The sequence below is a fragment of the Streptomyces sp. NPDC000878 genome, from assembly GCF_053599695.1.
In genome coordinates this window covers 18,147-40,971 of sequence record NZ_JBSFMT010000005.1, presented here as the reverse complement: position 1 = coordinate 40,971, position 22,825 = coordinate 18,147, and the positions used below count along the sequence as shown (strand labels likewise).

The window sequence follows — 22,825 nt, the reverse complement described above, 5'->3', positions numbered from 1 at the left end:
AAGGAGTCGGCGAGATGCCCAGCCACGAGTCACGTCCCACGATCCACATTCCTGGGACCACCAGCCACACCATCGCCCCTCGCAGCGGCCGTGAGGGACAGCTGCGCTACCTCAAGGTGGGCACCGGCGCTCCCCTGGTCCTGCTACACACCGTGCGCACCCAGGCCGAGCACTTCCGCCACCTCATCCCCCTGGTCGCGGACCACTACACCGTGTACGCCCTCGATCTGCCGGGGATGGGCCACTCCGAGATCGTGCCCGGGGCGTCGTACGACGAATCGGCCATGCGCACGGGCGTCGAGCGGCTCCTGACCGAACTCGACCTCCACGACGTGACGTTGGTGGGGGAGTCCATGGGGGCGGTGCTCGCCCTGACCACCGCGGCCGATCTGCCGGAGCGGGTACGGCGCGTCGTCGCGGTGAACCCGTACGACTTCCGCGGCGGGATCGCCCGGTCCAGCCTTCTCGCTCGTGTGGTGATCAGCGGTGTCCTCGCCCCGGGGGTGGGCCCGGTGATCGCCGGGGTGGAGCCCAGGCCCGCCCTCCGCAAGATCCTGCAGGGCGGCCTCGGCGACAAGCGCGCACTGCGCGAGGACTATGTGGACGAACTCCTCCAGTCGGGCGCCCGTCCCGGCTACCCGACCGTCGCCCGGGGCGTGTACCAGGCCCTGCCCAGCCTCATCGCGGCTCGCCCGCGCTGCCCCGAGGTCAAGGCGCCAGTTCACCTCGTCTACGGCGAGAAGGACTGGTCCCGCCCCTCGGACCGGGAAGCCAACAAGCAACTGCTTCCGGCCGCCGACTTCACACAGGTCCCCGAGGCAGGCCACTTCATCGCCCTTGAGCGCCCCGACGTGCTGGCCGACCTGTTGAACGCGGTGGCCTGACCCCCGGGACCACTGACCTCACGAGAGCCGGCTTTCCAGGCGCTACGGCGCCGAACCGGTACGGCTGGAGTGCGAGCGGAGTGCCGTGCCCGTCGGTGATCAAGTGGTGCTTTGAGCCGGCCCGATCTCGGTCGACTGGGGGCGGGCCGTGTGCCGGCCCCTCTTGGAGCTCTGAGGTGGGAGGCGTCGACCACGCAGTCGGACCAGTCCAGTCGCGAGGTCGCGTTCAGCTCTGCGAGCAGAACTTCGGACAGGGCCTGTGGGGTCGGCTCGGCTGGTCCTCGCCAACGGGAGAGGGGGAAGCGCGCGGATACATCAATCCGGTACATGGACTACTCTTGGTACATGTCCATGAAGCGCACCAACGTATACGCCGACCCCGAGGACCTGGCGATCATCAAGGAGGCTGCCAAGCGCCGGGGCATAAGCGAGGCCGAGATCATCCGCCAGGGCATCCACCTCGCGGCCATGGCGAACAGGGTCTGGGACGAGCCCCTGTTCTCGCGCACCTTCGAGGGGTGGGGGCGCACACCGTCCAAGTCGGAGGTCCGTGACGCAGTTGCCGACGCCGTCCGGCGTGAGACCGACTCAGGTTCCGGAACTGCCGCGTGATCATTGTCATCGCCGACACCTCCGGCCTCCTGGCGGCCCTGGACGAGACTCACCAGGACCACGTGGCGGCCAACGAGGCGATCATGGCGGCCGGCCTGTTGGTCATGTCCCCGCTCCTACTGGCCGAACTGGATCACGTGGCGACGCGTGAGCTCGGCAGGGAGGCTGCCCTCAGCGCAGTTGACGACCTGCGGCGCTGGATGAGCCGGGGTCGTGTCGTCATACCGGAGATCACGGAGGACCACTTGGGCGCCGCCCAGTCTGTCCGAGTCCGCTACCGTGCGCTGGACCTCGACCTCGCCGATGCGGTGAACGTGGCGCTTGCCGCCGACTACGACACAGATGCGATTCTCACCCTCGACCGACGAGACTTCCGGGCCGTACGACCGTTGGGCCGCTACAAGGCGTTCCGGGTACTCCCCGACGACCTCCCGCTCTGACGCAGGACCCTCGGCGGTCAAGTGCCCGCTCCCGCAAGGGGCTTGTGCACCGCATACGACGAAGCACGGGTGCAGGACGGGGCATCCGCCATCGCCCAGGAACAGCGGGCTCGCCTCCGGCTCATCTACGCGAAAATGCAGGTCAGCGCCACGCTGCGACGCGATTGGGGTGGCCCCTCAAGGCGCGCGTGCCCTCTGCGTGCCCAATCTCGGGGTACAGAGGCACTCGTAAACGCAGCAACGGCTCCCCAACAAAACAAGCCCCAGGCCACTGACCTGGGGCTTCAAGAAGAGCGGGTGACGAGAATCGAACTCGCACTCTCAGCTTGGGAAGCTTGGGTCTTCGGGGAGCGACTACCGCACTGACCTGCGGCGGAACGGCGCTCAGAACCCATGATCTTTTGTTCTGGTCCCCGCTGTTCCCCGAGAGTCCCCGCAGGATCTGGCACGTGACTGGCACGACTCTCGCCTCTCCTGGCTCGTTGAAGTGCCCTGAGCGGGGCCGTTGAGCCCCAGCCAACGAACGCTCGACACAGTGGCAGGCCCGGCCTACGGATCAAATACCCGTGCGATATGGCACTTAAGACCGGCCCGGTCGCAGTGTTCGATGACGTTCCTGGAGCGGTCCTGCATGGCTACGTGTTGCTCCCGTAGCTATGCCACTACTCTTTGCATGGGGATGGTGCGCTGAATCGGCGCCGACACGGCCTCTGGAGGGGTCTGATGCATCGCGATCGCTTTGAGCTCGCACTCAAGCAACTTAGTGCTCATGATGGCGCGCTTTTCGAGCAGCTTGCTTCGGCATTCGCCGTTCTGGAGTTTGGGGAACTCCGGACTGTTGCTTCGGTAGGGGGGGATGGAGGAAGGGACGCTCGACTCTTTTCGCCTGTCGATGACGACACGGTGATCTTTCAGTATTCGGTTACCGTCGACTTCTCGGGAAAGATTCTTCGCACTGCGGAGAGGCTAAAGAAAACCGCTCCTAGCGCTAGGGAGCTGATTTACGTAACGAGTCAGGAGGTCGGGACAAAAGTCGATGACGTGAAACGGAGGCTGAGGAAAGAATACAAGCTATCTCTGGACGTCTGGGACAGGGCCTGGTTCCTTGATCGAGTGAACTTGCATTCTCAGACAGAGGAGGCAGCTGAATCACTGGCAAAGATTAAGGTCGACCCACTAGCTGCCTCAGCGCTTGGGATAACCTCATCCCTGCCATCGCTTTCCTCCGCTGAGGAGCAAGAAGCGGCTCTGTTTCTTGAACTTGCTTATGGCGACGAAGATCGACATAAGGGTCTGACGAAGGTGGGATTTGAATCCCTCGCTAGGGCTGCTTTGCGGGATACCGATTCGGATAATCGAATTACTCGCGAGGAGGTGCATGAACGCGTAGCTAGAATGCTGCCCAGTGGAAGTGACTACGGTAATCTTATCGACGGAGCGCTAAAGCGCTTGACGAAGGGGGCTGTTCGGCACTGGTCACGGTCCGATGAGTTCTGCCTTTCGCACGACGCAGCCTTGCTCCTCAAAGACCGTATGACGTCTTACGCCCTAATTCAACAGAAATTCAGGGAAGAAGTGCAATCTCGCGTGACCGAAATGGTTAATGTCGAGAACGAGAATTTTTCGACCGCTGAGATGGCCGTGGCGTGCGGTCTCATTGAGGCAGCTTTGGATAGAATTCTGCTTGAGCGAGGAAAATCGTTCGCAGACGCGCTCACCGCTTCGCGGATCTCTGACTATCAATCAGAGAGTCTTGAACCGCTTATCGATCGCGCCATGCGTGATACGGGAAAGGCTCCCGTAAACAAGATTAGAAAAATTGTCTCATACGCGATCTCCTCGATCGTTAACAACTCTTTGGGTGCGACTCGCGAATATATGCGAGGTCGTGTTGAATCGTATACCCTCTTCTCGCTCTTGCAGGCTACGCCTGACGTCCAAAAAACCGTAGTGAAGCTGTTCAGTGGGGGCACGATTTGGCTTGATACCAACCTCATTCTTCCTGTGCTGGCGGAAGAGCTAGCGGACGATGAAAATAGATCCTTCACTCGATTGCTGGAAGCTGCACGTGAATGCAGTATCTCCTTGCGCGTAACCAGCGGAATCGTTGAGGAGGTAGCTTCGCATATGCGTCGATCTCTTGCTTATGCGCGTGTTGCTGGACAAGGCAAGCTATGGGACGGGGACGTGCCTTTCCTCGCCGCAGCTCATGCGGCCAGCGGAAAGGAAACTGCGGCACTGGGCAGCTGGCTGGAGAACTTTCGTGGTGGAGAGCAGCCGCTAGAGGACGTGGCCGACTATCTGAGTGAAGTTCACGGGATCCGAGTGCAGGAGCTCAATGATGAGGCCGACAAGGCAGATATCGAGCTTCGTGGAGCGGTGCAGGAAATCTGGTATGAAGCGCGCGAGCGAAGGCTGAATAAGTTCGCTCCTGCGACGATTCAGATCCTAGTCAACCATGATGTTGAATGTTATCTAGGCGTAGTGCAGAGAAGGAAGAAAGAGAACAAGACCCCGCTGGGTTTCAATTCATGGTGGCTCACTCTGGATGGGACTGCTTTTAAGGTCAACGAACTGCTGAGAGGTAGGCTCGCTGGGGAGCCGCCGCTCTCGCCGGTGATGAGTCCGGACTTCCTGCTTAGGTATCTAGAGGTCGGTCCTATGCGTGGGCATATTTCCAAGAATATGCGCAGCGAGCTGCCAGTGATGCTGGACGTATCATTCTTGGAAGGCGTCTCGCCTCATATAATGCAAGTGGTTGAGAAGGTGCGAACCGAACACGGCAATCTTCCTGGGAGAGTACTTCGCAGAAAGATCCGAGACACGGTGAACCGCCTTAAGTCGGCCAGGGGGAGGATTGCTGAAGGGGGAGTTGCTTTGGTTGAACAGGAAGTATTGGAAAGTATTTCCTCTGCAAATGGCCAAGAAGATAGCTGAGTTACGTGAATAGCCAGTGATGGGGTGCTGAGAGGTCGGTGGAGCGGCTTTGGGGTGGCGCTGCTTTGGCGCGAGTGATCATGGCCCCGTAAGCTTCTGGTGCGTCGGGCAGTCTGTGGGCCTGCCCGGTAAAGCACGACGTTGGGGCCATGATCTTCGAGGCTCGCGTCAAGGTGGCTCCGTAAAGCCGTGGTGCCGACCGCCCCAACCACGACATCTCCCTTCTCTGGCATCAGATGGCTGATTGCTGTGCGCGTGGCGCGGGCGCCGGCCGGGCTGGAGCGGGGCGGAGACAGGAGTGCAGGCCCGGCCGGGGGCCGGGCCGCGCGCGGGGAGCGGAGCGAGCCGCCTTGAACCAGTAGAGAAAGTTGTAACTCAGTACTCGGTTCTGTGGCTGGTGGGGGCTTTGAAGTCGTGTGCGCAGGCTGGGAGTTCGACTCCGTGGCGGTGTGCGAGGGGCAGGAAGAGCGCCGGTCGGACGGTCCAGGTGATGCGTGTGTCGGCGTGGGTGACTGACACCGTGCAGGGCTTCGCGTGCAGCAGGGCACTCCTGGTTTCGATGCGTCCCTCGTAGAGCCAAGCCCAGGCCTCGTCGGACGCGTCGGAGTCGAGTGCCGGTGAGATGGTGCGCAACGCAACGGCGATCCACCTGTCCGCCTGGGGTGGCGAGTAGGCGTCGAAGGATCCCCGGAGTGCGGGTGGCTCCGTCTCGGTGAGGTCCTGGGTCCAGCACTCGCACCAGAAGCCCCGGCGGGGCCAGTTGGTCAGCATGGGTGGCCTCCCGGGCGGGTGTCGGTGAAGAGTTCCGCGGTGACCGTGTAGCCGCCCTGGCTGCCGTGGACTACGACCCGGTGGGCGAGCGCGCTGACCATGCCCAGGCCCCGGCCGTGCTCCGCCTCCTGGTCCCGGTGCTCGACCTTCGGGGCCGTGCCCGTGCCCCCGTCGTCGGTGACGGACAGGGCGATCACCTGTGCCGAGACCGCGAGCGCCAGATGGAAGCTTCCCGCTTCCAGGCCGCTGGCCGTGTGGAGGACCGCGTTCGTGCTCAGCTCGCTCACGATCAGTTCGGCGTCGTCGGCCAGGGGTGAGCCGTGCAGGATGTCGCGGGTCCAGTGGCGGGCTCGGCTGATCCCTTCCGGGAAACCTGGGCAAGTGAGTCCCGAGGCCCGCGCCGTGCTCGTATACCCGTACGTACAAGTTTCTTCGGGCTGGCAGGCCGCCATGTGCAGCGGGTTCGGGCTAGACGAGTTTCACGCCGTCGTGGGCGCGGACGGCCGGCGGGGAGGTGGCGTCGAGTGCGTCCAGGACGCGGATCGCGTATGCCTCGTCGGCAAGCTCGGAGACTTCTTCACGGGTGGCCCAGCGCAGTGCGCGGGTCTCGGTTCCGGTGGTGGGGGTGCCTTTGTCGGCCTCGCAGCGGAAGACCAGCGAGACGATCAGGGCCGTCATGTTCTTGTAGACGCCGGTGAGGGTCGCCGGAACTGCGATGGTGATGCCGGTTTCTTCGAGGACCTCGCGTTGCAGGGCCTCGGGGATGGTTTCCTCGCGTTCGAGGACGCCGCCGGGGGGTTCCCACTGGCCGTTGTCGCGGCGCTGGATCAGGAGGGCGCGGCCCTGGTCGTCGACGATGACTCCGGCAACGCTCACGGAGTGCGGACGATCGGCGGTCACGTTCCTTGGGCCTCCCGGGTGGCTAGGCTCATCACCGTAGCAACAGCACTCACCCACTCACTCCTCTAGATGTCTAAAAAGGAGTCCGCGTGAGTTCACTCCCGTACCGCGTGTCTGCTCGGTGATCTCGACCCCACGAGCGATCGTGCGGTCTTCCGGCAGATCGCCGACCAGCTGCGCGAGGCAATCGACGGTGGGCGGTTCACCGAGGGCGCCAAGCTGCCCTCCGAGGCTGAGCTTGTCGAGCACTACGGGGTTTCCCGGATGACCGTCCGAAACTCCCTTTCCGTTCTCCAGGGGGAGGGGCTCGTGCACGCCGAGCACGGGAAGGGCGTGTTCGTGCGGCCCCGGCCGCCCGTGCGGCGGCTTGCCTCCGACCGGTTCGCCCGGCGGCACAGAGAGCAGGGGAAGTCCGCGTTCATCGTCGAGGCCGACGCGGCCGGGAGTCATGCGCAGGTCGACAGTCTTGAGGTCAAGGAGGAGAAGGCCGGACAGGACGTCTCCGCCCGGCTCGGCTCCGTACGGCGTGTGCTGGTTCGTCGTCGGCGGTATCTCCTCGACGGGAAGCCGGTTGAGTTCGCCGCCTCCTACCTCCCGCTCGACATCGCTCGCGGTACGCCCATCGCCGAGCCCAACCCCGGGCCCGGCGGCATCTACGCCCGGCTTGAGGAACTCGGCCACCGGCTGGACCACCTCGAGGAGGAGATCCGGGCCCGGATGCCCGCGCCGGCTGAGGTCAAGACGCTGCGGCTGGCCTCCGGGGTGCCCGTGATCCACCTCATCCGTACCGCGTACGACACCGAGGGGCGGGCCGTGGAGGTCTGCGACACCGTCATGGCGGCGGACGCGTACGTGCTGTCGTACCAGCTACCGGCGACGTGAACGCATGGCGGGCGGTGGTGCGCGGAGCTGCTTCTCCGAACTGTGTCAGGGTGATCCGCGTGAGCCTGAAGGCCGGGCGAGGTCCATGACCGGTTCGTGCCGGCGCTTCACGAACCCCGCCTGCCGACTGCCGCCGTGCGCCCGCATCGGCCAGCCGTACGGGTTCGGGCCGGGCCGGCCGACCTCCTCGCGCCGTGGGTCGTCGAGGCATACGGAGGCCGGGGGGTAGTAGACCAGCCCCCAGCCCCGAGCCCCCAGCCCCCACCGCCCGGGGCCCGTACCGCCCGTCGTCAGTGCGCGCTCGACCGGGCGCCGCGCAGGAAAAGGGCGCTGGTGAGGGTGCCGAGGAGCACGAGGGCGGCGTTCACCGCGATCGCGACCTTCAGACCGCCGAGGATGGCGGACGCTCCGCTGCCGGTCATCGCGGCGGTGGTGACGGCGCTCATGATCGGCGTACCCATGGTGATGCCGACCTGCTGGGTCATGGTGGCGAGGCCGGTGGCCAGGCCTTGTTCGTGGTCGGCGAGGCCCGAGGTGGCGGTGACCATGAAGCCCACGATGACGAGCATGTTTCCGACCCCGCCGGCGAAGGTGGCGACCAGTAGCAGCCACATCCACGAGCGGTCGTCGCCGAGGCCGAGCAGGGCCACGGTGAACACGGTCTGCAGGATGCCGCCCACGATCAGCGTCTGCCTGGTGCCGAGCTTCCCGATGACCCGCGGTGCCGTGGATCCACCCACGACCGTTCCGATGCCCAGTACGCCGAAGGACAGGCCGGCGGCGAGAGCGGAGAAACCGAGCACTTCCTGGAGGTAGAGGGTCAGCAGGAAGACCAGCGAGGTCTCGGTGAGGAACGCGATCAGACCGGCGACGTTGCCCCAGGCCACGGAGCGCCTGCCGAGCACACTGAGCGGGACCAGCGGCGCGGACACCTTGCGCTCGACGGCGTAGAACACGAGCAGCAGCGCCACGCCCGCCGCCAGGGGCAGCAGCGCGTCCGCCGAGCCCCAGCCCTTTTCACCGGCCTGGGTGAGGCCGAAGACCATGGCCAGCAGGCCGAGCGTGACGCTGATGGCACCGGGCAGGTCCAGCTTCGGGCGCTTGTCGGGCCGGGACTCCTTGATGACCGTCGGGGCGATGATCAGCACTGCGAGGGCGACGGGCACGTTGATGAAGAACGCCCAGCGCCACGACAGCAGGTCGGTCAGCAGGCCGCCGAGGATGGCTCCGGTGGTGAACCCGGCGGACATCAACGCCCCGTTGAGGCCGAGCGCCTTCTCGCGCAGCGGGCCCTCCGGGAACGAGGTCGTCAGGAGCGACAACCCGGCCGGGGTGACGGCGGCGGTGGCCAGACCCTGGCAGACGCGGGCCGCGATCAGTACCTCCGGGCTCTGCGCCAGGCCGCCCACGAGCGAGGCCGCGCCGAGGAGGACGAGGCCGCCGAGGAACAGTCGGCGACGGCCGAACAGGTCCGCGACCCGGCCGAAGAGGAGGGTGAAGCCGGCGGCGCACAGCGCGAACGAGGTGGCGATCCACTGCAGGTGCCCGAGCGAGAAGCCCAGACCCTCACCGATCACCGGCAGTGCCACGTTCAGGATGGAGAAGTCCACGGCCAGCATGAACTGGGAGGCGAGCAGCAGCACCAGTACCAGCCGGAGCCTGGGTGTGAGCACGGTTGATGGCGTGTCGGCGGCGGTGCCGGACGCGGTACCGGCGGCCTCCGCATCAGTGACAGACATGACGTCGAGTCCCTTTCCTCAAGGTCCCTGATGGTTCCTGACACCCGCGCACACTCGGTCACATCACGCGCGGTTACGGAGAAGAGGCTCGTCGTTGCCCGGACCGCCAGCCAGAACCCTGTCCCGAACAGCCGGCGGGAGGGTAGTCATCACAGGACCACCCTCACGGCCCCCGGCCCTCGGGACAGCCGGGCATCATGGGAAGTCAGTGGCCACGGCCTGTCGCACTCCGCCGACCTGGAGGCATGGATGGACGCCCGGTCCGAGTTGGGAGACTTCCTCAAGTCCCGCCGCGCCGCGCTCCGCCCCGAGGACGTCGGCATCACCCCGCATCCGAACCGCCGCCGCGTCACCGGCCTCCGCCGTGAGGAGCTGTCGATGCTCGCGGGCGTCAGCATCACCCACTACACCCGGCTCGAACAGGGGCGTGCCCTGAACGCCTCCGACGGTGTGCTGGAGTCGATCGCGCGTACCCTGCGCCTGTCCGACGACGAGACGGCCCATCTGAAGGACCTCGCCCGTCCAGCCGTCGCTTCGTCCCGGCCGGCTCCGCCCCGGGTGGCGCATGCGAGTGCCTCGGCCCGACAGTTGCTGGCGGCCATGAGCGACGTACCGGCCCTCGTCCTGGACCGGCACAACGACGTCCTCGCCTGGAACCGGATGGGGCACGCCCTGCTCGCCGGACACCTGGCGCCCGAGAGCCCCGACACGCCGGCGACCCGCCCCAACCTGACCCGGATGCTCTTTCTGGACGAGCAGTACCGGGAGTTGTTCACGAACTGGAACGAGGAGGCCCAACTCGGCGTGGCCTCCCTGCGTTTGGTCGCGGGCCGTCACCCCCACGACCGTGCCCTCGCGGAGCTCATCGGCCAACTCGTCATGAACTGCGACGAGTTCGCATCCCGCTGGGCCCGGCACCCGGTACGCACCTGCACTTCCGGGGTGAAGCATCTGCGTCATCCGATGGTCGGCGCGATGGACCTCAGTTTCGAGAACCTCGTCATCCCCGGCGCTTCCGGCCAGCGCCTCATCGCTTACACGGCCGAGCCCGGCTCACCGTCGGAGGCGGCGTTGCGGCTCCTCGGCAGCGTGACGGCTCCGGTGGCGGAGGACCCGACCGCGGTACGGCGCTGAGACGAGATCCAGCCGCGCATGGCTGCCGTCCAGGAGATCTGCGGTGGGCCGTCCCGATCGGAGGGCACGCCACCCCCGAACTGCACGAGACAACAAACAACCCCCAGGCCGCTGACCTGGGGGCGAATTCTGGAGCGGGTGACGAGAATCGAACTCGCACTCTCAGCTTGGGAAGCCCCGGCGCTTGGACAGGTCCTACCGCTCTGACCTGTGCAGATGGCTTCTTGGTGAGCTGCTTGTACGGGTCGAGCTTCACCGCTGTTGACCGTGATTCTCTGCTCTTACGGGCACGCTATGGGCACGGGTGCCATCAGTGACCAGGGCATGTGTGAGCACAGCTGGACCCGCGAATGTTGGTGACGTATTCTTCTATGTACATCACCAACATTGCGAGGGAGGCGCCACATGTCTGTAACCCAGATCGACATCGACGATGACGCCCTGGAACGTGCGATGGCTCTGTCCAAGGTCAGGACCAAAAAGGAAGCGGTCAATCTCGCCCTGCACTTTTACGCCGAGCAGCAGGAGCGTGCGGCGCGCATCAGCCGTCACTTCGAACGTGCGCGTGAGTGGGGTGCCGTCGAGGACGCCGAGCGCCTGCACCAGGCGGAGAAGCACAGCCGGTGATCTACTTGCTCGACACATCCGGCCTGGTCCGGCTGCTCCGCGATCCAAAGCTGCAATCGGCCTGGTACGACGCGATCGATGCCGGGGCCATCGCATCCTGTTACGTGCAACGCGCCGAGTTCCTCCACAGCGCCCGGAACGGACGCGAGTACGACGAGATCACGGAGATGTTCACTGATCTCTACCCGGACGTGTCGGTGCCGAAGAACGCGGGGCGCTGGATCGGCGCGGTGCAACACCGCATGGCCCAGGCTGGGGAACATCGCAGTGCGTCGGCGGTGGACTTCGTCATCTCCGCCACCGCGGCCCATCACGGTCTGGCTGTCCTCCATGACGATGCCGACTACCGCGCTATCGCCCGTCATGCATCCGACCTGAGCGAGCACAACGTCCACGACATCGCCTGAGGTGCCTGCGCCGTTCCACAGGTTGTAGACGGGGAAGTCTTCCGAATAGGCGGCCGAGCGTTCTCCCGCGCGATGTGACCCAGCTCGGCCGTCGGCGGCACTCGGACGGAGTGCGGCACCGGGCCCAGCCACTCATTCGCGGGCTTGGCCGGACAGTGGTGGTGATGTTCCTCGATGTGCTGGTCGCCCTGGGCACAGAACACCCTGCCCGGACACGGACGTCACGGGCCCGTATGGCGGCTGACTCTCCGGTCGGTGATGTGCAGGTCGCGCCCTGCCTGGTAGACGTGGGAGTTTCCGGTCGCGTGGGCCGAGATGCGCACCGAGCCGATGGACGACTGCTCACCGGGAGGAAGGAGCTCACGAGCCTCACGCAGAACCTGCTCCAGGGCGGGTGCCGCGGCGGGGTCGGTCGCCAGCAGAAGCATCATCCGCCCTTGCCACTCGTCGGCCAACCTGTCCTCTGCCTCGCCTTCACCCTCACGCGAAAGGACGACCTGCTCCCGCGTCTCGTCGAGAGCGGCCTCGACGGCCTCGGCGTCGGCCGGCCGGAAACGCCGCCACAGCGTGACAACCCGGTCGCGCGTCGCGCTCCACGCCTCTGTGGCCATCAGCGCGACCACGGTCGTGCCAGCGGTCTGCGTGAACTGCACAAACTGTGGATCCATGTGCTCCCCCGGTCGCGACGTTCCCCCCTGCGACAGGCATGTGGCTGAACACCCGTGCGCTCAGGGAAAATTCTATGGCTTCTCCCCTCATATTCACCGTCACACTTACAAGTTGACCTGATCATTCGGAGTGCGGCGCATGCGTCGTCTCCTCAGTTCGAGTGCCGAGCCACGGTCTCCTGCGGCCTCCAGCGATTCCTCCAACACCTCGAAAGCGTCGAGGCATTCACGCCGCAGGTACGCCGGGAGGATGACGGGGAGCCTTGAATAGACCGCGAGCGCTTCGTTGATCCTGTCCGGCACCCCACCCGGATTCCTCCGTCCTTCCACGCGTATCAGGGCGGCTCCGCAGAGGAAACGGACGAGTGCGACCTCCGCAGCCACGACACCGAGGGTGGCCCGGGGACGGATCAGGTCGGCCGCAAGGTCTGCCGTCGAGCATGCCTCGTCCCATTGCTCGGCTCCGCCCCGTGCGACTGCGAGGGTGTACGTCGCGATGGCCAGAGCGGGCCGGTATTCCTGACGGCCTCTGTCGACCCGGCGTTGGTCCAGCGCGACCAGTTCCTCGGCGATGGGTACCAGCTTCTTGCGATGTCGCAACTCCCGGTAGCGCGCGAAGAGGTAGTGGAGTTGGCCTTTCAGCAGGGGTTCAAAGCGGTCGGGCACGATCCTGGCGAGTTTCCTTGCGATCGCGGCGGATTCCTCCAGGGATGCAAGTGCCTCGTCCGTCCGGCCTGTTCTCCACAGGGCCCTGCCGAAGGTGTCAAGGGCATTGGCGAGGACTGGAGAGTAAACGGCTCCGTGGGCCTCGGCCAGGCGTCTGCGGAGGTTGAGGGACTCCTCCGCAGCATCGAGAGCGAGAGTGTCGTTGCCCCAGGCGGCGGCTGCTCGGCTGAGGGTCGCCAGCGCCGTGGCGAGTGCCTCGGTATGGGTGTTCGGGTCGGTCTCGTCGAGGTCCCTCAGGATGCGGACTGCTTCGTCGGCGGGAGCCAGTGCTTCCGACCCTCTGTCCAGGTGTACGGCCAGACAGTTTCCGACGTTGCTGAGTGCGACGGCCAGCCGGAGTTCGAACTCGCCAGGAGTATGGCGAGCGAGGCTCCGATAGTGGGAGACCGCCTCCCGTGCGGCATCCAGAGCCGCCTGGCTCGCCCCGGTCAAGGAGAGGTGTTCGGAGAGATTGGACAGAGCGCCGGCGAGAGGAGTGCGGCAGTCCTCCGCACCGTCTGCCATGAGCCGTCGCAGAAGAGCGACGGCCGCCGCACCATGGTCGACAGCTTCCGCATAGCGGCCGTTCTCACCGAGTGCTGTGCCCAACGCGGCATTCACGAGCGCCCGTTGGTCGTCAGGGAAGAGGTGCGCCTTGTTCGACAGCCAGGTGAGGAGGGCGACGTAGCCGGCATTGAGGTCGACGGGACGACGCTGTGCGAGAAGCTCGTACAAGTCGAGTACCAGCACGCCGTCGAGGTCGTGCAGTTCGGTGAGGGCGACGATCGCGGCGCTTCCCGCTTCCAGACAGATCCCGGGGTGCTCGCGTAACAGGGGGATGAGGTGTTCGCGTGCGACATGGGGCCATCGCTTGGCCGTCTCGGCCAATGTGGTGAGTGCGGTACGTGTCCAGGGGGTGCCGCCTGGTTTCAGGAGAAGACCGAGTGCCTGAGCGCTCCACGGGTCCGCCGGGAACGCGCAGTCGTGCCCTGGGGTCATCAGCGCCAGGAAGTCCTCGTTGAGCCGGTCCGGGTAGAGGGGTTCGAGCACGGAGTCCGCTCGGCTCGGTGCGTAGCACACCGCGTGATCCTTGATGAGCCTTCCCGGATGCTCCCACGACTCGACGGGAGCAGCCCGGAGAGCTGCTGTCCCATCCGCGTACGACGACGGCCCCGTCAGTGCCGCGATGTACATGACCTGGGACATCGCGTTCGGGTCGGCCTTGAGCAGGCCACGTTCGTGCAGGCGCGCCCAATGGTCGCGCTCGCGTGCCAGGAGGTAGGCCGAGAGCTTGTCGGGGTCGTCGGGCGCGGTGCTGTCCTGCACGGCCGCGAGGACGTTGGCGAGGGCGGACATGTGCAACGTCAGTGCCTGGTCGTAGGCGCTGTGGTCCTGGAGGCCGGAAGGGGGGCGGGGGAGGAGCGCGGCGGGGGCCTCGAGAGCGGCGGCGAAATGACGGAAGGCCTCGGAGAAGAGGGGCGCTCGGTCCGACGGCCGACTGACGAGAGGTTCGAGCCGGAGCGCTTCCGGCGCCATGTCGAAATTTCTGGTGACACGAGATTCGAGCATCTGCCACCACGTACCTGCTGACCGCGCCAGCAGCAATATCAGCACCGGTGCTGCTGCGGGGGAGGACATGTCGTGGATGAGCCGGAGCAGATCATCGGTGTCCCACTCCTGGGCGTAGTCGACCACGATCAGCGCCCCTGAGGTGGTTCCAACCGGCGCGATCTCCGGTACGGGACCAGTCGAGGAGTAAGGCCGCGGGACCGCGCGAAAGACGCTCCACCCTTCCTGCCGCCATATCCGGGCGGCCTGAGCGGCCAGTCGCGTCTTGCCCTGCCCCCCTGGCCCATGAATGAGCCGCAACGCGGCGTGCGGGCGTCCTCGACAGCTGTCCCGCCAAGAGCGCAGGGTGTCCAATTCGGTCTCCCGGCCGACGAAATCGACGATCTCATGCCCGGCTCGGAGCAACCGGCTGGGCTGAGCGCACGCCTCCTCGGCCGACAACGTCTGCGAGGACGACGGCCACATCCTGAGCTCGTACGGCGCGCGCTCACCGTGCAGCACCACATCTCCGCCTGCTTGCACGATGCGCGCGAAGTCCGAGGCCGACGCGTACTGCGCCACTGCAACACTCCGGGGTACGAGGGGGAGATCCGCAGATGTCACGGCATCCCTGGGCGCTGAGCACCGTACCGGTAAGTGAGTGACTCAGTGGTGGCCCGTTTTCCCGGTGGGGACGGCAGTCCGCGGAGCCGCGGTGCCGGGCTCACGCAGCCGCCTTGAAGTCGGACATGCCTTGCCCAAACGGTCGGGCACGACACTCAGGGACGCGACTGCTTGCGAAGTCCGGTCTTCCTGGGCACAGACGGCCGCGCCGAATGTGCGAAGGACTTCTGGCGCGGTGCCTCTCGGCCACCGGTCTGGACAACAAACAACCCCCGGGTGATCGACCTGGGGGTTCGTGTTGGAGCGGGTGACGAGAATCGAACTCGCACTCTCAGCTTGGGAAGCTACGGCGCTTGGGCGGCCGGATGGCTTCTGACCTGCGCACATGTCGCCGGGCGTGGCGCCCGAAGGTGCAGGATCGCACCGTGGTTGACCGGTCTTACGGGCACGCTATGGGCACGCCGTCCGATCGGGGTCGCCGGGAGCCCCTCTTGGTGCTGAGGAGTTGCCGAACTCTGGAAGCGAGCGCTGGGCGGAAGGGCGCCATTGCAGGGGCGGTCACGAGGTGCCGCCCGGTCGGGGGCGCTCGGCGGTGCCGAGGATGTGGGTGGCGGCAGGCGAGGGCACGCGGGTCTCGGGGAAGGCGAATTTCTCCAGCGAGGTGAGTGTGAACCCGGCGGCGCTGATGGCCGCTTGGGTGTCGCGGCCGGTGTGGCAGCCTCCCATCAACAGGGGCCAGACGGTGGCGTCCACGACGCGCTGCACACGCCGCGTCGCGGGCGAATCGGCGCGTACGTGCTCGAAGAAGCGGAGCTGTCCGCCGGGCCGCAGGACGCGGTGGAGTTCGGCGAGGGCGGCGTGCGGGTCGGCCACCGAGCACAGGGTGAGGCAGACGACCGCGGCGTCGAACGAGCCGTCTGGGAGCGGCAGTTGCTCGGCGATCCCGTCGATCACGTCCACCTGGACCGATGTCGTGCGGGCGCTCTGCTCGGCCAGGGCGCGCAGGCGCGGCTCGGGTTCGACGGCCAGCACCCGCTTCACTTCCGGCGGGTAGTGGGCGAAGTTCAGCCCGTTGCCCGCGCCGATCTCGACGGCCTCGCCGGTCAGGCCGGACAGCAGGCGCTTGCGGTGCTCCGTGATGCCGGCCTTGTCCAGGGCGGGTCCTGCGACCTTCGCGTAGAAGCGGGCGAAGACCGGATGGCGCCTGGCCGGCGCAGAGATCTGTTGGGTCATGGCTTGTCACCGTCCTGCTCGACATCAGTGCCTCGGGACTACGATATTTTGCGGAGGTACTACATAGTGAAGTCACTTCACGATATGCCCGAGGGTGACGCGTCCGCCAGTGTCTCGCTGGACCGGCTCTTCGAACTGGCCGAGGTGCTTGGCGCGATGATGGCGCGCGGCGTCGCCGAGCGCGGGCTGACGACGGCCCGGGCGGGCCTGCTGTGGGCCCTGCTGCACGACGGGCCGATGACCCAGCGGGCGCTGGCCGCACGGCTGGGGGTCACTCCGCGCAATGTCACCGGACTGCTGGACGCTCTGCAGGCCGACGGGCTGGTGGCCCGCGAGGCACACCCGACCGATCGGCGCGCGACCCTGGTGTCCCTGACCGCGAAGGGTCGTACGGTCACGGCTGCCCTGCGGGGTGGCCGCAACTCCATGGCCGCGGAGCTGTTCGGCGACATGCCCGCCACGCAACTGGAGGCGTTCCAGGGTGGGTTGGAGGTCGTGATCGAGCGGTTGCGGGCGATGGGGTGAACGTGCCGGATGCCGTCGCCGCGTTCAGCCCCGGGTCTGCTCCTGTCGGCCGCCCGGGTGCCATGGCGCGTCGGGCCGGGTATCCAGGGCGCCGCCCGTCAGGCGGAGCGCGTACACATCCCGGTCGGGGTCGGGGACGAGCCCGAGGTAGGTGTGGCCGGTCATGTGGCACCAGGCGGGCAGGTCGAGCGGGGCGGCGGGGTCGGTGGCGATGAGGTGGACGACCGAGCCGGGCTCGGCCCCGTCGATACGGGCCCGCAGCTTCAGCAGGAGGGTGACGCAGAGCAGACCGGTGCCGTCCACCGTGATTTCGGCGGTGTCGGTCATGCCTCTCCTGCTCGTCGTCGTTCTCACGGTGAGGCCGTCGGCCCCTTCTCGTTGCTCCCGCAGGGGGCGGTGGCCCCGTTCTCACAGCGCGACAACCGCCTTGAGCAGCGCGGTCGCCGCCGTTTCGATCTCCTCGGGCGTGCTCCAGCGGCCCAAGGACAGCCGAAGGGCCCCGAGCGCTCGGTCCGCGTCGAGGCCCATGGCGGTCAGGACGGGGGAGGGGGTGTGGGTGCCGCTGTGGCAGGCCGAGCCGGTGGAGGCCGCCAGGCCGGGTGAGGCGGCGAGGAGTTCGTGCCCGAGCGTGCCGTCGATGCTGACATTCAGCGTGTTGGGCAGGCGTCCCGTGTCGGGTCCGTTGAGGTGGACGCGCCTGGGCAGGGCGCCGGCCAGGCGCCGGTGCAGGCCGTCCCGGAGTGCCGCGATACGGCCCGGTGTCCCATCGGCGAGTTCTCCGGCGGCGAGTTCGGCGGCCGTGCCCAGCGCGACGGCGAGCGCGACGTTCTCCGTTCCGGCGCGCAGGCCGCCTTCCTGCCCTCCGCCGTAGACGAGCGGTTCGAGGGCGACGCCCTGGCGGATGTACAGGGCGGCGATGCCCTTCGGCGCGTACATCTTGTGGCCGACGACCGTCAGCAGGTCAACGCCCAACTCCCGTACGTCCAAGGGGATCTTCCCGGCCGCCTGGGCGGCGTCGCAGTGGAAGAGCGCCCCGTGGGCGCGGGTGATGCGGGCCAGTTCGGCGATGGGCTGGAGGGCGCCGGTCTCGTTGTTCGCAGCCATGAGCGAGACCAGGACGGTGTGCTCGGTGAGGGCAGCGGCGAGCGCCACCGGGTCGACCAGGCCGTCGCCGTCGACGGGCAGGTACGTCACCTCGGTGCCGTGGAGGCGTTCCAGGGCCTGGCAGGTCTCAAGGACAGCCGGGTGCTCGGTGACCTGGGTGATCACATGCGGGCGGTCGGTCCTGGCGGTCAGCACGGTGCCGCGCAGGGCGAGGTTGTCGGCCTCGGAGCCGGAGCCGGTGAAGACGATTTCGTCGGGCCGGGCCCCGATCAGGGCCGCGACCTGCGCGCGTGCCTGATCGAGTGCGTGGCGGGGCTGGTCGCCGTAGGAATGGCCGCTGGAGGGGTTGCCGAAGTGATGCCCCAGGTGAGGCAGCATCGTGTCGACCACCCGGGGGTCGACGGGAGTGGTGGCGTTGTAGTCCAGATAGATCGGCCCGCCCCGCAGCCCCGGGTGCGCGGGGATCACGCGGCTTCTCCGGTGGCCACCGGCAGGTCGGCGAGGCGCCACTCCAGCATGCCGTCGGACATCCGTACGGCTCGCCGCCCGCGGGCGTTGAGCAGCCGTACGGCGTCGTGGGCCAGGACGCAGTACTCGCCGCGGCAGTAGGCGACGACCTCGGTGCCGACGGGCAACTCGGCGATCCGGTCGGCGAGTTCCCCGACCGGGATGGAGATGGCGCCGGGGATGTGACCGGCGGCGTACTCCTCGGCCGGACGCACGTCCAGGACGACGACCTCGCCGGCCTGCGCGCGGGCCAGCAGCTCCTCGCGCCCGACTCCCTCCGAGTGGTCGTGCCCGAGGTAGGCCGCGCGGGCGGCCTCGACGCCTGCCTGGTGGCTCTGGGCGACCCGGCGCAGCAGGGCGTACAGGGCGGCGACGTCGTCTCCGGCCAGCCGGTAGTGGATGCGTACGCCCTCGCGGCGGGTGGCCACGAGTCCGGCCTGTTTGAGGGTCTGCAGGTGGGCCGAGGCGGTGGTCAGGTTCAGTCCGGCGGCCTTGGCGAGGGCGTCGACGGTGCGCTCGCCCTGGGCCAGCAGATCGAGCAGTTCCAGACGCTTCCCACTACTCAGTGCCTTACCGGTGTGGGCGAAGGCGTCGTACAGCGCCGACTTGCGCGCGGGGTCTCCCATGGCATCCTCCATAAATCCATGGAATATTGTATCTGTAGGCGGGTGCTGTGACCACCCAGCGGCCATCCAGCACCTACCGTGACACCAGGAGGACCTGATGGGCTTCGCCGACGATCACCTGATACCGCTGGTCGACGAGGGGCTGGGCAACAGCGCCTACCTCGTCGACCTGGGCGACGGACACGCCTTGGCGGTGGACGCGAGCCGGGATCTGCGTGCCCTGCGCACCGCCGCCGAGCGGCGCGGGCTGAGCGTCGCCTACGCCGCCGACACCCACCTGCACGCCGACTTCCTCACCGGCGCACTCCAACTCGCCGCCGACGACGGCGCGACGGTCCTGGCCTCCGCCGCCGGACATCGCGCCTTCCCGCACACCGCGCTCGCCGACGGCGACGAGACCGACCTGGGCGGACTGACACTGCGCGCCCTGGCCACTCCCGGCCACACCGACGAGCACCTGTCCTTCCTGCTCCTTGACGGCACAAGGGAGTTGGGCGTCTTCACCGGCGGATCCCTCATCGTCGGCTCCGCCGCCCGCACCGACCTGCTTGGCGCCGACCGCGCGGAGGAACTGGCCCGCGCCCAGTACCAGTCGCTGCGGCGGCTGGCTCAACTCCCGGACGAAACTGCGGTATGGCCCACCCACGGCGCCGGCTCCTTCTGCTCCGCCCCGCCCGGCGCCGAACGCACCACCACCATCGGCGCCCAGAAACAGGCCAACGCCCTGCTCACCGCGCCGGACGAGGACACCTTCGTACGGCAACTGCTGGACAGCCTCGGCTCCTACCCTGCCTACTTCGACCGCTTGGGCGAGATCAACCGGCGCGGTCCCACGGTCCTCGGCACCGCCCCCACCCTCGCCACGCTCACGGCGGCCGAGACGCGCCAACTGCTGGGCCAAGGCGCGCAGACCATCGACGTACGCCCCGTCACGGACTTCGCCCACGGCCACATCCCCGGCGCGATCTCCATCCCGCTGCGCGACCAGTTCGCCACCTGGCTCGGCTGGCTGCTGCCCGACGCCACCCCGCTCGTCTTCGTCACCGCGCCGGGGCAGGACCTCGCCGAACTCACCTGGCAGGCCCTGAAGATCGGGTACGAGCGACTGGCCGGACACCTGGAGTGGCCCGCGTGGCAGGCGGACGGCGGAAAGCAGCAGACCATCGATCTGCTCACCGCCGACCGCATCGCCGACCGCCCGGTCCTCGACATCCGGCAGCGGGCCGAGCACATCGCCGGACACATCGCGGACGCGATCCACATCGAACTCGGCGACCTCGCCGGGCACGCCGACGAAGCTCCGGCCGGCGTCGTGGTCGCCTGCGGGCATGGCGAGCGCGCCATGACCGCCGCCAGCCTCCTCGCGCGTGCCGGACACGACGACCTCGCCGTCCTGGACGGCGGACCGGGCGACTGGGCCAAGGCCACCGGCCGCACGCTGGAGGATGGCGCGTGACCTCCCCCAAGTTCTCGGCTCCGCTCGAACAGGGGGGACCCCCATCTGCCACCCCCGGCGCCATACGGTTCGGACTGCGCGCCAACCTCGCCCAGTTCACCCTGCTCGTCGCGGTCAACGCCCTGGTCGGCGGCATGCTCGGCCAGGAGCGCACCGTGCTGCCGCTGCTCGCCGACGACGTCTTCCACCTGTCCGCCTACACCGCCGGCCTCACCTACATCCTGGCCTTCGGCGCCACCAAAGCGGTCACCAACTTCTTCGCCGGCACCTGGTCCGACCGCTACGGCCGCAAGCCCGTCCTGATCGCCGGCTGGCTGATCGCCCTGCCCGTACCCGCCATGCTCGCCTGGGGCCCGACCTGGGCCTGGATCATCGCCGCCAACATCCTGCTCGGCATGAACCAGGGCCTGACCTGGTCCACCACCGTCATCATGAAGATCGACCTGGTCGGCCCGGAACGCCGCGGCCTGGCCATGGGCTTCAACGAGGCCGCCGGCTACGTGGCGGTCGCCGCCACCGCCATGGCCACCGGCGCCATCGCCGAACACACCGGACTGCGGCCGGAGCCGTTCCTCCTCGGCGCCGCCTATGTCGTCCTGGCCCTGGGCCTGTCCACCATCTTCGTCCGCGAGACCCGCGACCACGCCCGCGCCGAGGCCGCCCAGCACCCCCCACAAACGGGTTCGGAAGCCGAGTTGACCACCGGCCAGATCGCCCGCCTCACCAGCCTCCGCGACAAGGCACTGTCCGCCGCCAGCCAGGCCGGCATGGTCAACAACCTCAACGACGCCCTCGCCTGGGGCATCTTTCCCCTGCTCTTCGCCGCCCACGGCCTGTCCATCGCCCAGATCGGCGTTCTCGCCGCGCTCTATCCCGCCGTGTGGGGCGCGGGCCAGATGCTCACCGGCTGGTGGTCCGACCACATCGGCCGCAAACACCTCATCACCGCGGGCATGCTGCTGCAGGCCGCCGCCATCGCCCTCGTCGCAGCCGGAACCACCTTCTCCGTGTGGGCCACCGCCCAGATCCTGCTCGGCATCGGCACCGCGCTGGTCTACCCGACCCTCCTCGCCGTCATCGGCGACGTCGCCCACCCCGCCTGGCGCGCCCGCGCCGTCGGCGTCTACCGCCTGTGGCGCGATGGCGGCTTCGCCGTCGGGGCCCTGCTCGCCGGAGTCCTCGCCGACGCCTACGGCCTCACCACCGCCATCTGGACAGTCGCTGCCCTCACCGCCGCCTCCGGCCTCGTCGTCGCGGTCCGCATGTACGAAACCCACCCGCGACCCGCTCCGGCGGACAACTGAGACCAAAACTGAGACCACGCACGAAGAAGGGCCCCACCGCGAACGGTGGGGCCCTTCGACATCGTGCCCGGTGAGGCACTGGCGGAGGATACGAGATTCGAACTCGTGAGGGGTTGCCCTGAGCTGCCCCGAGTTTCATCGAGCCTCCACCGATCCCGGAGCGGTTCAATCGCGGACGCCCCGCCGTTCTTGCCGGCGTCGGCCGCTGTGTCGGCACCGCTGTCCGCCTTGCCGCCGGAACTGCACGCGCCGAGCAGGACGGCGGCGGCCGAGGCGAGTGCGAGCGGCTGCACGATCCGGCGCGTGAGCCGTGGTGTCGGGCGCTGTCCCATGGGGCCGTCTCCATTTCCTAAAGATCTAAGTGTATTAGTAGACGTGTGGCAAGTGAATGGAGTTCCTGATTCAAGTGAGGTCTCACGCATGGGAGTTTCCTTGTGTCAGGCTCTGTGTGTCTACTAGTAATTTTCGTAGTCTCGTCGCCCCGGTTCACCGTCGCCTTCTTTGGCGGCGGGCGGGCTCCGGTCGCGCTTGTGCGCGACCGGGCGACGGGTGTGGTCGTGGGCGGTGCAACAGGAAGCAGCACGTGGTGCTGGCGCCGTCCACGGCCGTGTCTCCGGAACAACCGCGAGGTCCTCCCCAGGGGTGACCTGGCCGGGCGGCATCGGTCGGGTTGCTCAGGTACCCCCTGGGGGTAGTATGTGGACTCCGGTCACCGGTGAGGACGAGTGGATCTCATGACGGCACGAACGGCTCGCAGCGGCGGCATAGCCGTCCGCTGGGCGTACGGGGTGTTCCTCACCGTGTGCGTCGCGCTGGCCGTGCTCGTTCACCACGAGACGTCCGCGATGGGCGTCTCGTCCATGCCGAGCGCGGCACATGCCGTCATGCCGGGCATGGCCCATGCCGCTCACGTGATGCCGGATGAGACGGCACCGTCGGTCTCGGACGACTCCTCCCACAGCGCCCACGACAACGGCACGTGTGCCGCGCCCGGCATGCAGCACTGCGCCACGGCGAGCATCGACTCCGTGCAGCTCGCCGCTCCCGCTCGGGCCGCGTTCGACCCGCTGGCGCACCTGAGTCAGGCCGTAGCCGGACGTGCACCCGGCGCCACGCTCGGCCGAGCCCCGCCAGATCTGTCCGTCCTCTCGCAACTGCGCATATAGGCCGCGCCGGACGGCGCGCGATGTGC

23 protein-coding genes and 1 pseudogene are annotated in these 22,825 nt (G+C 67.5%); 12 read left to right on the top strand and 12 right to left on the bottom strand.

The annotated features are described in order from the left end of the window. Positions 1 to 14: 14 nt before the first annotated feature. On the top strand, positions 15 to 884 hold the full coding sequence (locus ACWDR4_RS06675) for an alpha/beta fold hydrolase (RefSeq protein WP_450404747.1): 870 nt from the start codon (positions 15 to 17) through the stop codon (positions 882 to 884). On the opposite strand, the pseudogene ACWDR4_RS06670 reads toward ACWDR4_RS06675, so the two are convergent. Next, a pseudogene (locus tag ACWDR4_RS06670) lies at positions 847 to 1,144 on the bottom strand (IS5/IS1182 family transposase); the annotation flags it as partial. The gene ACWDR4_RS06675 and the pseudogene ACWDR4_RS06670 sit on opposite strands and share 38 nt — an antisense overlap. An 85-nt stretch (positions 1,145 to 1,229) precedes the next feature. Here ACWDR4_RS06670 and ACWDR4_RS06665 point away from each other — a divergent pair. The 3 genes from ACWDR4_RS06665 (at position 1,230) to ACWDR4_RS06655 (ending at position 4,873) form a co-directional block, all read left to right on the top strand. Then, positions 1,230 to 1,496 carry a ribbon-helix-helix domain-containing protein gene (locus ACWDR4_RS06665; protein ID WP_450404745.1) on the top strand — a complete coding sequence of 89 codons (267 nt, stop codon included), beginning with the start codon at positions 1,230 to 1,232 and terminating at the stop codon, positions 1,494 to 1,496. Continuing rightward, a complete protein-coding gene (locus tag ACWDR4_RS06660; RefSeq protein WP_450404743.1) occupies positions 1,493 to 1,936 on the top strand; it encodes a PIN domain-containing protein in 444 nt (147 codons plus the stop codon). The genes ACWDR4_RS06665 and ACWDR4_RS06660 overlap by 4 nt, the downstream gene beginning before the upstream one ends. A 723-nt stretch (positions 1,937 to 2,659) precedes the next feature. Continuing rightward, positions 2,660 to 4,873 carry a hypothetical protein gene (locus tag ACWDR4_RS06655; RefSeq protein ID WP_450404740.1) on the top strand — a complete coding sequence of 738 codons (2,214 nt, stop codon included), beginning with the start codon at positions 2,660 to 2,662 and terminating at the stop codon, positions 4,871 to 4,873. Between the two features lie 375 nt (positions 4,874 to 5,248). On the opposite strand, the gene ACWDR4_RS06650 is transcribed toward ACWDR4_RS06655, so the two are convergent. The 4 genes from ACWDR4_RS06650 to ACWDR4_RS06635 form a co-directional block, all read right to left on the bottom strand. After that, positions 5,249 to 5,644, bottom strand: coding sequence for a hypothetical protein (locus ACWDR4_RS06650; protein ID WP_450404739.1), 396 nt, complete (start codon positions 5,642 to 5,644; stop codon positions 5,249 to 5,251). Next, positions 5,638 to 6,096, bottom strand: a complete 459-nt coding sequence (locus ACWDR4_RS06645) for an ATP-binding protein (protein ID WP_450404737.1) — start codon at positions 6,094 to 6,096, stop codon at positions 5,638 to 5,640. The genes ACWDR4_RS06650 and ACWDR4_RS06645 overlap by 7 nt, the downstream gene beginning before the upstream one ends. A gap of 16 nt (positions 6,097 to 6,112) precedes the next feature. Continuing rightward, positions 6,113 to 6,520 (bottom strand): NUDIX hydrolase, encoded by a 408-nt coding sequence (locus tag ACWDR4_RS06640; protein ID WP_450405156.1) that lies wholly within the window; start codon positions 6,518 to 6,520, stop codon positions 6,113 to 6,115. An 81-nt stretch (positions 6,521 to 6,601) separates the two neighbouring features. After that, a complete protein-coding gene (locus tag ACWDR4_RS06635; protein ID WP_450404734.1) occupies positions 6,602 to 6,793 on the bottom strand; it encodes a hypothetical protein in 192 nt (63 codons plus the stop codon). Between ACWDR4_RS06635 and ACWDR4_RS06630 the strand changes: the two genes are divergently transcribed. Then, complete coding sequence (locus ACWDR4_RS06630) at positions 6,707 to 7,426, top strand: GntR family transcriptional regulator (RefSeq protein WP_450405155.1); 720 nt, start codon at positions 6,707 to 6,709, stop codon at positions 7,424 to 7,426. The genes ACWDR4_RS06635 and ACWDR4_RS06630 overlap by 87 nt on opposite strands. A gap of 290 nt (positions 7,427 to 7,716) precedes the next feature. Here ACWDR4_RS06630 and ACWDR4_RS06625 read toward each other — a convergent pair whose 3' ends face one another. After that, entirely contained in the window at positions 7,717 to 9,165 is a 1,449-nt protein-coding gene (locus ACWDR4_RS06625) for an MFS transporter (RefSeq protein WP_450404733.1), read from the bottom strand. Positions 9,166 to 9,414: 249 nt separating this feature from the next. On the opposite strand from ACWDR4_RS06625, the gene ACWDR4_RS06620 reads away from it, so the two are divergent. From ACWDR4_RS06620 to ACWDR4_RS06610, 3 genes are all read left to right on the top strand, one after another. Continuing rightward, entirely contained in the window at positions 9,415 to 10,299 is an 885-nt protein-coding gene (locus ACWDR4_RS06620) for a helix-turn-helix transcriptional regulator (RefSeq protein ID WP_450404730.1), read from the top strand. 405 nt (positions 10,300 to 10,704) lie between these two features. Beyond that, positions 10,705 to 10,926: a type II toxin-antitoxin system VapB family antitoxin gene (locus ACWDR4_RS06615; protein ID WP_450404727.1), complete on the top strand. Its 222-nt coding sequence runs from the start codon at positions 10,705 to 10,707 to the stop codon at positions 10,924 to 10,926. Next, positions 10,923 to 11,333, top strand: coding sequence for a PIN domain-containing protein (locus ACWDR4_RS06610; protein WP_450404726.1), 411 nt, complete (start codon positions 10,923 to 10,925; stop codon positions 11,331 to 11,333). The genes ACWDR4_RS06615 and ACWDR4_RS06610 overlap by 4 nt, the downstream gene beginning before the upstream one ends. A gap of 221 nt (positions 11,334 to 11,554) precedes the next feature. On the opposite strand, the gene ACWDR4_RS06605 is transcribed toward ACWDR4_RS06610, so the two are convergent. The 3 genes from ACWDR4_RS06605 to ACWDR4_RS06595 all read right to left on the bottom strand — a co-directional run bounded on the left by ACWDR4_RS06605 (position 11,555) and on the right by ACWDR4_RS06595 (position 16,111). Next, positions 11,555 to 12,001 carry a hypothetical protein gene (locus ACWDR4_RS06605; protein ID WP_450404723.1) on the bottom strand — a complete coding sequence of 149 codons (447 nt, stop codon included), beginning with the start codon at positions 11,999 to 12,001 and terminating at the stop codon, positions 11,555 to 11,557. Positions 12,002 to 12,106: 105 nt separating this feature from the next. After that, positions 12,107 to 14,401, bottom strand: coding sequence for a hypothetical protein (locus ACWDR4_RS06600; RefSeq protein ID WP_450404721.1), 2,295 nt, complete (start codon positions 14,399 to 14,401; stop codon positions 12,107 to 12,109). A gap of 1,035 nt (positions 14,402 to 15,436) precedes the next feature. Then, positions 15,437 to 16,111, bottom strand: a complete 675-nt coding sequence (locus ACWDR4_RS06595; RefSeq protein ID WP_450404720.1) for a class I SAM-dependent methyltransferase — start codon at positions 16,109 to 16,111, stop codon at positions 15,437 to 15,439. An 84-nt stretch (positions 16,112 to 16,195) separates the two neighbouring features. On the opposite strand from ACWDR4_RS06595, the gene ACWDR4_RS06590 reads away from it, so the two are divergent. Continuing rightward, a complete protein-coding gene (locus ACWDR4_RS06590; protein ID WP_450404718.1) occupies positions 16,196 to 16,636 on the top strand; it encodes a MarR family winged helix-turn-helix transcriptional regulator in 441 nt (146 codons plus the stop codon). Positions 16,637 to 16,660: 24 nt separating this feature from the next. On the opposite strand, the gene ACWDR4_RS06585 is transcribed toward ACWDR4_RS06590, so the two are convergent. The 3 genes from ACWDR4_RS06585 to ACWDR4_RS06575 all read right to left on the bottom strand — a co-directional run bounded on the left by ACWDR4_RS06585 (position 16,661) and on the right by ACWDR4_RS06575 (position 18,873). Continuing rightward, a complete protein-coding gene (locus ACWDR4_RS06585) occupies positions 16,661 to 16,963 on the bottom strand; it encodes a sulfurtransferase TusA family protein (protein WP_450404717.1) in 303 nt (100 codons plus the stop codon). An 81-nt stretch (positions 16,964 to 17,044) separates the two neighbouring features. Continuing rightward, positions 17,045 to 18,208: a cysteine desulfurase family protein gene (locus tag ACWDR4_RS06580; protein ID WP_450404714.1), complete on the bottom strand. Its 1,164-nt coding sequence runs from the start codon at positions 18,206 to 18,208 to the stop codon at positions 17,045 to 17,047. Beyond that, positions 18,205 to 18,873 (bottom strand): ArsR/SmtB family transcription factor, encoded by a 669-nt coding sequence (locus ACWDR4_RS06575; protein WP_450404713.1) that lies wholly within the window; start codon positions 18,871 to 18,873, stop codon positions 18,205 to 18,207. The genes ACWDR4_RS06580 and ACWDR4_RS06575 overlap by 4 nt, the downstream gene beginning before the upstream one ends. Positions 18,874 to 18,970: 97 nt before the next feature. On the opposite strand from ACWDR4_RS06575, the gene ACWDR4_RS06570 reads away from it, so the two are divergent. The 3 genes from ACWDR4_RS06570 to ACWDR4_RS06560 all read left to right on the top strand — a co-directional run bounded on the left by ACWDR4_RS06570 (position 18,971) and on the right by ACWDR4_RS06560 (position 22,799). Next, positions 18,971 to 20,329, top strand: coding sequence for an MBL fold metallo-hydrolase (locus tag ACWDR4_RS06570; protein ID WP_450404711.1), 1,359 nt, complete (start codon positions 18,971 to 18,973; stop codon positions 20,327 to 20,329). Then, positions 20,326 to 21,633, top strand: coding sequence for an MFS transporter (locus ACWDR4_RS06565; protein ID WP_450404709.1), 1,308 nt, complete (start codon positions 20,326 to 20,328; stop codon positions 21,631 to 21,633). Before ACWDR4_RS06570 ends, ACWDR4_RS06565 begins: the two co-directional genes overlap by 4 nt. Before the next feature lie 734 nt (positions 21,634 to 22,367). Beyond that, positions 22,368 to 22,799, top strand: a complete 432-nt coding sequence (locus ACWDR4_RS06560; RefSeq protein WP_450404707.1) for a DUF6153 family protein — start codon at positions 22,368 to 22,370, stop codon at positions 22,797 to 22,799. The last annotated feature ends 26 nt before the right edge of the window (positions 22,800 to 22,825 follow it).